This is a genomic window from Pseudomonas sp. P4_B4, from assembly GCF_056402255.1.
In genome coordinates, this window is the sequence record NZ_JBFUHS010000049.1 from 22,575 (window position 1) to 30,686 (window position 8,112).

Annotated in this window: 9 protein-coding genes and 1 pseudogene; 6 read left to right on the top strand and 4 right to left on the bottom strand. The window is 60.5% G+C overall.

Annotation, left to right across the window (positions count from 1 at the left end; translation table 11 throughout):
* Positions 1-118 precede the first annotated feature (118 nt).
* From AC1DVE_RS29355 to AC1DVE_RS29370, 4 genes are all read left to right on the top strand, one after another.
* On the top strand, positions 119-1,222 hold the full coding sequence (locus AC1DVE_RS29355; protein WP_223459601.1) for an extracellular solute-binding protein: 1,104 nt from the start codon (positions 119-121) through the stop codon (positions 1,220-1,222).
* Positions 1,223-1,387: 165 nt separating this feature from the next.
* On the top strand, positions 1,388-2,296 hold the full coding sequence (locus AC1DVE_RS29360) for an ABC transporter permease (RefSeq protein WP_046042160.1): 909 nt from the start codon (positions 1,388-1,390) through the stop codon (positions 2,294-2,296).
* Entirely contained in the window at positions 2,293-3,141 is an 849-nt protein-coding gene (locus AC1DVE_RS29365) for an ABC transporter permease (protein WP_223532186.1), read from the top strand. Before AC1DVE_RS29360 ends, AC1DVE_RS29365 begins: the two co-directional genes overlap by 4 nt.
* Positions 3,142-3,159: 18 nt before the next feature.
* The gene (locus AC1DVE_RS29370; protein WP_150757246.1) at positions 3,160-4,215 is read left to right on the top strand and encodes an ABC transporter ATP-binding protein; all 1,056 of its coding nucleotides are present in this window, start codon (positions 3,160-3,162) and stop codon (positions 4,213-4,215) included.
* Positions 4,216-4,368: 153 nt separating this feature from the next.
* Here the strand turns inward: AC1DVE_RS29370 and AC1DVE_RS29375 are convergent, their stop codons facing one another.
* Positions 4,369-5,298: an AraC family transcriptional regulator gene (locus tag AC1DVE_RS29375; RefSeq protein WP_223459598.1), complete on the bottom strand. Its 930-nt coding sequence runs from the start codon at positions 5,296-5,298 to the stop codon at positions 4,369-4,371.
* A gap of 339 nt (positions 5,299-5,637) precedes the next feature.
* Here AC1DVE_RS29375 and AC1DVE_RS29380 point away from each other — a divergent pair, with 339 nt between their 5' ends.
* Both AC1DVE_RS29380 and AC1DVE_RS29385 read left to right on the top strand, forming a co-directional pair.
* Positions 5,638-5,991, top strand: a complete 354-nt coding sequence (locus AC1DVE_RS29380) for a putative quinol monooxygenase (protein WP_223459596.1) — start codon at positions 5,638-5,640, stop codon at positions 5,989-5,991.
* A gap of 41 nt (positions 5,992-6,032) precedes the next feature.
* On the top strand, positions 6,033-6,263 hold the full coding sequence (locus tag AC1DVE_RS29385) for a hypothetical protein (protein ID WP_223459594.1): 231 nt from the start codon (positions 6,033-6,035) through the stop codon (positions 6,261-6,263).
* Between the two features lie 3 nt (positions 6,264-6,266).
* Here AC1DVE_RS29385 and AC1DVE_RS29390 read toward each other — a convergent pair whose 3' ends face one another.
* The 3 genes and pseudogenes from AC1DVE_RS29390 to AC1DVE_RS29400 form a co-directional block, all read right to left on the bottom strand.
* On the bottom strand, positions 6,267-6,890 hold the full coding sequence (locus AC1DVE_RS29390; protein ID WP_223534397.1) for a flavin reductase family protein: 624 nt from the start codon (positions 6,888-6,890) through the stop codon (positions 6,267-6,269).
* 265 nt (positions 6,891-7,155) lie between these two features.
* A complete protein-coding gene (locus AC1DVE_RS29395; RefSeq protein ID WP_046042167.1) occupies positions 7,156-7,389 on the bottom strand; it encodes a hypothetical protein in 234 nt (77 codons plus the stop codon).
* A 514-nt stretch (positions 7,390-7,903) separates the two neighbouring features.
* A pseudogene (locus AC1DVE_RS29400) lies at positions 7,904-8,112 on the bottom strand (MFS transporter); the annotation flags it as partial.

Consider the following 8,112-nt stretch of genomic DNA (forward strand, 5'->3'; position numbering starts at 1 on the left):
AGGATGAACTCGCTGGCTCAGCCAAGCCCCCGAAAATACGAGGGCTAACGCTGGTCCGGCCGCGCGGATGCAACAGTTTCGACCTGCCTCATACCTACAAAAACAAAGGGAGTCCGTAATGGGCGAGCATGATCTGAACAGACGTCAATTTATCAAGACCGTGGGCGTAGCCTCGGTTGCAGCGGCAGCCATGAGCATGCCGTTCATCAAGGCCAATGCCAGCGACACACGTTTTGCCGGCAAGACCCTGCGTTTGCTGACCTGGTCCGATGACACCGGCCTGGCCGCACTGCGCAACATCGCCGCGACGTTCGAAGACAAGTACAGCTGCAAGGTCATCGCTGACCGCACCGGCAGTACCTCGGAAATGGTCGCCAAGCTCAAGGCCGGCGGTGATCGTCCGCAGTACGACATCATCACCCTGGCAGGCGTCGGTGCCGAAGGTTTGGCCGCCGCCAACCTGCTGGAAAAACCCGACCTCAACCGCATTCCCAATCTCGTCGATGTACCGGAGAAATACCGCACCGGCGCCAATGGCCACGGTATCGGTTACCTGCTGTGGTGCAACAGCCTGGTCTACAGCACCCGCACCCAGAAACAAGCGCCGGACAGCTACGCGGCCCTGTGGGATCCAGAACTGGCCCCGAACATCTTCCTGCCACCGCCGAACTGGACCGAGGCCATGGACCTGATCATCATCGCCGCCAAACTGGCCGGTGGTGACGAACACAACATCGAGCCTGGTTTCAAGAAACTCGCCGAGCTGAAAGATCGCGTGGTGACCCTGGGCGAAAACCCGAACCAGATCGCCGAACTGTTCCGCACCGGTTCCCTGGACATGGGCGGCCTGTACGCACCGGCCTTCTTCCCGAAACAGATCCGCGATCCGAACTACGGCCTGGGCGCCACGTTCGGCATGAAGGAAGGTTTCTACACCGACCTGATGCTCTCGGTGATGCCGAAGAACCGTCCGGGCGATACCGACATGGCTTACGCCTTCATCAACCACTCCCTGGACCCGCTGGTGCAGGGCAAGATGGCTGAAGACATCTACAACGGCCCGGTCAACGCCAAGGCGATCATCTCCGCCGAAGCACGCAAGAGCCCGTACATCCTCACGCCGGAGCAGATTGCCGAGAAGGCGATCATGCACGACAACGCCTTCCTGGCGACTGTGCATGACCAATGGATTCGTCGTTACACGGAAATCTTTTCTTCCTGATCTGTAGGAGCGAGCTTGCTCGCGATGGACGTTAACGATGACGAGGGCTGCCTGAATGAACGCGGCGCCTTCACGTCCTTCGCGAGCAAGCTCGCTCCTACAGGGGCCGGGGTTGACACCCCGCTTCCGTGTGCCATTGATCCTCCATTGACGAGACCCTTTGCTATGGAACACCAACCTCTGACTCATCCGGTGAGTGCCGCCCCCGTGCGCGCCGCTCGGGGTGTTTCGCCAACGACGCGCGCCTGGCTTTTCCTCTCGCCGTCGATGCTGTTTCTTGGCGTACTGATTGCCGCGAGCCTCCTGGTACTGCGCATGAGCGTGGGCACCAAAGGCGCGGAATGGTCCGGGTTCAGCCTGGCCAGTTACGCCCAGTTGCTGGAACCCTATTACCTCAAGTCGCTGATGCTGACCCTGCGCCTGGCGCTGATCAGCGCGGTGATCGCAGTGATTCTGGCGATCCCGGTGGCCTACACCATGTCGCGCCTGACCTCGCCGTTCGTGCGCCGGATCTTCCTTGCGGCGGTGTTGCTGCCATTGCTGGTCAACCTGCTTCTGCAAAGCTACGGCTGGCTGGTGATCCTCGGCCCCGGTGGCATGCTCAACCAGACCCTGATGGGCCTGGGCCTGATCAAGCGCCCGATCATGCTGTTGTACAACCAGAACGGCGTGTTGATGGGCCTGGTGCAAACCGCCTTCCCGCTGGCCGTGTTGCCGATTGCCAGCGCCATGCGCGGCGTCGCCCGCAGTTACGAAGAAGCTGCTGCCACCCTCGGCGCCAGTCGCTTCCAGGTGTTCCGCCAAGTGGTATTGCCAATGAGTCTGCCGGGGATCATTACCGGTGCGACCCTGGTGTTCGCCTACAACGCCAGCAGTTTCGTGGTGCCCTTGCTGCTCGGTGGCCGGCGCGTGCCGATGCTGGCGGTGATGGTGCATGACCAGATCGCCCCGCTGATGAACTGGCCCGCCGCATCCGCTGCCGGTGTGGTGCTGATCGTCACCACCCTCGCGATCATGACCCTGTCCGAATACATCACTGGCCGCCGTCGCCGCATGCTGGAGGCTTCGCAATGAGTACCCTGATCAAGAAGCGCCAGTCGCTGTTGCCGGGTGATACCGGCAAGTTTGCCGGCATCCTCTCGGGCTTCATCCTGCTGTTGGCGGTGTTGCCGATCCTGACCATGATCGTGATGTCGTTCAGCGGCGCGTCGAACCTCGACTTCCCGCCGAGCAGCTACAGCCTGCAATGGTACAAGGCCGCCTGGCACACCTTCGTGTCGCCGGACGCCAGTGATGTACTGAGCCTCGGCCAGGCCATGAGCACCAGCCTGCTGGTGTCGTGCCTGACCATGATTTTCGCCACGATCATCGCGGTGCCGGCGGCCTACGCGCTGACTCGTTGCGAGTTCCGCGGCAAGGCCGTGGCGCTGCAACTGATGTCGTTGCCGCTGGTGTTCCCGATGGTGGTGTTGGGTCTGGCGTTGCTGCTGGTGTTCGACAGCCTGCCGTTCCACATGACCACCTCGCGCCTGGTGATTGCCCACGTGATCCTCGCGTTGCCGTTCGTGGTGAAGAACTGCACGGCGGCGATGCTCTCCATCGGCAGCGAAGTCGAAGAGGCCGCGCAAATGCTCGGTGCTTCACCGCTGCGGGCGATTGTCGATGTGGTGGTGCCGTTGATGAAGTCGGGGATCCTGGCGGGCATGCTGCTGGCGTTCATCGTCTCGTTCAACGAATTCACTGTGACCTATTTCCTCTACACCATCGACGTCATGACCGTGCCGATCTGGATGTACAGCCGCACCGTGTCTTCGCTCGACCCAACCGTATTTTCGTTTGCCGTGCTGATCGTGTTGATCGACTTTGTCCTGATTTGGGCACTCGAAAAACTGGTTGGTGAAGGTGGCGTTTCGTTCTGATTTCTTGAGGTGATTCACATGTCTGGTCTGATTCTGGAAAACGTCGAGAAACATTACGGCTCGGCCTGCGCGGTAACGGATGTGAACCTGCATTTGCCCGAGGGCAAACTGGTGTGTTTCCTCGGCCCTTCGGGCTGCGGCAAAACCACCTTGCTGCGTATGATTGCCGGCCTTGAAACCCTGACCGGCGGCGAGATCCGCCTGGATGGCGAAGACATCGGCAACACCCCGGCGCACCTGCGCAACTTCGGCATGGTGTTCCAGTCCCTGGCGTTGTTCCCACACATGACTGTCGGGGAGAACATCGCCTATCCGCTGAAACTGCGCGGGGTCAGCAAGGCCGATCAGCAGGCGCGGGTGGTGGAATTGCTGGAACTGATCCAGCTGCAAGCGATGATCAATCGTCCGGTGGCCAAGCTGTCCGGCGGCCAACGCCAGCGCGTGGCGATTGCCCGGGCGATTGCCTCGCACCCGAAAATCCTCCTGCTCGACGAACCGCTGTCGGCACTGGATGCCAAGCTGCGCGAGTCGATGCAGGTGGAAATCCGTCAGCTGCAACAGCGCCTGAACATCACCACCATCATGGTGACCCACGACCAGCGCGAGGCCATGACCATGGCCGATATCGTGGTCGTATTGGGTGAGCACAAGGTGCAGCAGGTGGGCACGCCGATCGAGATCTACCGCCATCCGGCCAACGAGTTCGTCGCGGACTTCATCGGCTCGGGCAACATCTTCCCGGCCACGGTGCTGGGTAACGGCAAGGTCAGCTTGCCGGGCGGCGATGCGCTGCAGGTGCCGATCTGCAGCAGCATTGTGGCCGGTGAAAAGGTGAAGATGCTGATTCGCCCGGAAGACCTGCAACTGTCGGCACCCCAGGCGACTGCGGGCAACCGCTTGCTGGGCAAGGTGACGTTCGTGCGCGATATCGGCGCGACCATCGAGACCACGGTGGAGTGTTCCGGGGTGTCGTTTACCGCGCTGAGCACGCCGTGCCAGGGCTTTGGCCTGAGCGTTGGTCATCCGGTGTCGGTGACCTTGCCGGTGGAGGCTTGCCGGGTACTTGGGGCCTGATCCAGATTTGATGCCAGCCTTGCTGGCCTCTTCGCGGGCAAGCCCGCTCCCACAAGGATTGTTGGTGTTCACACAATTTGGTGACCACCAATAATCCCCTGTGGGAGCGGGCTTGCCCGCGAAGGCGTCAGTAGCCGCACCACTGGACCCTGATCAAACCGTCAACCGCAACCGCGCCAGATCCCGCAATGGCGGAGCCCCGAACAACCGGCTGTACTCACGGCTGAACTGCGACGGGCTTTCATACCCGACCCGATACCCCGCCGCCGAAGCCTCCAGTCCTTCGGCCAGCATCAGCCGCCGTGCTTCCTGCAGGCGCAACTGCTTCTGATACTGCAACGGACTCATCGCCGTCATCGCCTTGAAGCGGTGATGCAGCGTCGACACGCTCAGGTTCACTTCCTTCGCCAGATCATCAATGCGCAACGGCTGTTCAAAATTGCCATTGAGCCATTTGATCGCCTGGCTGATGCGATGGCTCTGGCTGTTGGCAATGGCGATTTCGTACAACCGATGCCCCTGTTTGCTGCGCAACAGGCGATAGAGGATCTCCCGGCGAATCAGCGGCGCCAGCATGGCGATGTCTTTTGGCGTGTCCAGCAACCGTGCCAGGCGCAGTACGGCGTCGAGCATCGCGCTGTCGAGTTTTTCGACATACAGCCCGCGCCCGGTCGGCCGGGTGGGCACGCCGAGGGGGCCGGCGTCGGCGATCAGCGCAGTGATTTCCGCCGGGTCGATGTCCAGGCGCAAGGCCAGGATCGGTTCCTCGGCCGAGACATTCACCACCCGTCCACTCAGCGGCATCGAGACCGAGACCACCAGGTAATTCAGCGGGTCGTAATTGAAGTACTCGTTGGCCAACTGAACTTCCTTGCGCCCCTGGGCCATGATGCACAGCGCCGGTTGCGCGAGCACCGGGGCGAACTCGTGGGACTGGCTGTGGCGGGACATGAACAGTGAGCCTATGGCCGTGGCATAACTGCCATCTTCGGCGGTGTTGCGGCGAATGATCGCCGCCAGTTCCGCACGTTGCTTTTCCATGTCGGTGTCCAGCGGGGCTTGAAAGTGATCGAGCGACGACATGCGAGGCATCCTCGGCAAGGCATGGAAGGAATGGAGCAGAGCATAAGTTTGTGCAAGTGGCAGCGGTAGACACATCCTGTCAAATGCTTGCCTGATTCTGCTCGGGGTCGACCGGCGGTGTTGTCACTAGAGCCCTGTGCCTAAAAAACTTGCTTGAAACTCGTGTGGCAGAACCGTGACAGGGTTTTACCGCTTGTTACAGGCTGGCGATGCAGTTTCGCAGGATTGTGCAACGCGCCGGCAGGAATCGACTAACGAGACAGGCGTCGCGGCCCTTAACCTTTGATCCTGTCGCAGCCCGTCCCCCGGCTGCCACGCGACTCCCCGGGAGGGTTGAACATGTCCACGCAGATCCCCGTCAGTCATATGGCCTTCGTTCGAGCGCGCGCCGGGCGTTCGGCGGAACTCGGTGTGCGCCTCAGCGCCCTGATCGAGCCGTCCCGCGCAGCGCCAGGCTGCCTGAGCTTTGCCTTGCAGCATTCGCAGTGCGACCCGGAACTGTGGCTGGTGTCCGGTTTCTGGAGCAATCAACAGGCCATGACCGCGTACTTCAGCACGCCGGCGATGGAGATTTTTGCCGAGCTGGTGCAGGAGCTGGTGGTCAACAGCCTGGATTTCCACACCTTCAAGGATGTCTCGGTGGCGCAGGCCCTGGGTCAGTCCGCAGCGGCGGTACACAAAATGGCCGGTTGAGGGTTTAATGGCAGCATTCTCAACCAGCCAGGATTCGCGACATGGCAAGAAAAGCCTTTGATCACTTCGAAGCTGTTTCCGCTGTAGTACCGGGCGAGGGTGGTTACCACGCCGCTATCGCCGTCAAAGCGCTGGGTGGTGTGGGCGCCCCGCGTTTTCACAAAGTGCTGGAAGGCCAGATCTTCAAGACCGCTCACGAGGCCGATGATGCAGCCGCCAAGGAGCTGACCCGACTCAAGGACGTCAAGGAAAACACCGACCTGCTCTGGTGATTCTCACCGCCCCGGGCGGTACATCTTGAATAACGCCTCAGGCCCCAGCTGGAAATAATCCGCTGGCCCGCCGCCGCGCAGAATCGGTTCTGCCGCGGCGGTGTCGTATATCCCGTCCTTCAACAGCCATTTGGCGATATGCACGGCGACCACTTCGCCGAGAATCAGCCAAGTCGGCACCACATTGCCGTCCGCCCGTTGCAACTGGATGATCTGCGTGACCTTGCACTCGAAGGACACCGGGCTCTCGGCCACCCGCGGCACCTGAATGACCTTCGAGGCAGCGGTCGTCAGCCCGGCCAGTTCGAACTCGTTGACCTCAGGTTTGACCATGGCGCTGCTCTGGTTCATCCGCTCGGCCAGCGGCCGGGTGGCCAGGTTCCAGGCGAACTCGCCGGTTTGTTCGATGTTGTTCAGGCTGTCTTTGCGTCCGACGCTGGAAAAACCAACGATCGGCGGGATGTAGTTGAAGGCGTTGAAGAAGCTGTAGGGCGCCAGGTTCAAGCGGCCCTCGGCATCCTGTGAGGAGATCCAGCCGATGGGGCGCGGGCCGACGATGGCGTTGAACGGATCGTGGGGCAGGCCGTGGCCGTTGGCGGGTTCGTAGAAGTGGATGTCGTCGGGCATGGGGATTTCCAGAACTTGCGGGAGACGCTCATGGTGCAAGCACGCGCCGCAGATTTCCAGTCGGATTCGGTACTTGAGTTGATGAGATCCAATGTGGGAGCGGGCTTGCTCGCGAAAGCGATGTGCCAGTCACATTGATATTGGATGTGCCGCCGTCTTCGCGAGCAAGCCCGCTCCCACAGGTTTTGTGGTCTGCCGGAAGAATTGTATTACCCCAAAAACGACTAAGCCCGGCCGAAGCCGGGCTGTGAGTTTCCCTCCACGATCAGCCGATAGCTTCAGCGCTACCGGTTTTGTCGAAACCGTCGGCAGCGACAGCGCCCGCAGTGCCGGTTTTATCGAAGCCGTCAGAGGCATAGGTGCCCGAGTGGCTGCGTTCGATGGCGGCGCTGGCACCGGACTCAAAAGAGGCCGAGCCGGTTTTGTCGTAGCCATCGGCGGCGAACGTGTTGGCAGCCAGTACGGAAAGGGCCAGGGCAAGGATCAGTTTGGTTTTCATGGTGGTGACTCCCGTCTCGTTGGCGTTTTGTGAAAAAAAGCCAAGACGCCAGATTAATCGATTGAATTTCGCAATTAAATCTTGATAGTGATCGATTAATTAGATGTTAAGGCCGACAGGCTTTTCCGCTTTCAAGGACTGAGTGAGCGCATCGCAATGAATCGATCAGGCCGTTAAAGGTTGGGCGGCGAGTATTAACGCGTGATTAATCGGCTCTTTCGCCTGCGTGACAGATTTTTCATGAAGCTCTTGCCCATTTTTACTACGGCAGCACCAATCCGGGCGCGGGCCGAATCTGGATTTGGTTGTGGTGGTGATTGCGGGAGGGGGGCTTCGATCGCGCAGAACAAGCTTGGCAAACGAGAGGTTGGCGAACTGACTTGGTACCGAGTCGGCTCCATTCGCGAGCAAGCCCGCTCCCACATTTAACCGGGTTGTTCCAGAAGGAACGCGGTCGAATGTGGGAGCGGGCTTGCTCGCGAAGAGGCCAGTACAGCCAGCTTCGATCTATCTGTCAGTCAGTGACGATCCGCGAATGCTTGCGGGTGTCTTGCATGGTGACGTACACCAGCAACGACACGGCAATACACGCGGTCACGTACCAGTAGTAACCCGTCTCCATGCCGATGCTCTTGAACCACAGCGCGATGTATTCAGCGGTGCCGCCGAAGATCGAGACGGTCAGTGCGTACGGCAGGCCCACGCCCAGGGCGCGGATTTCGG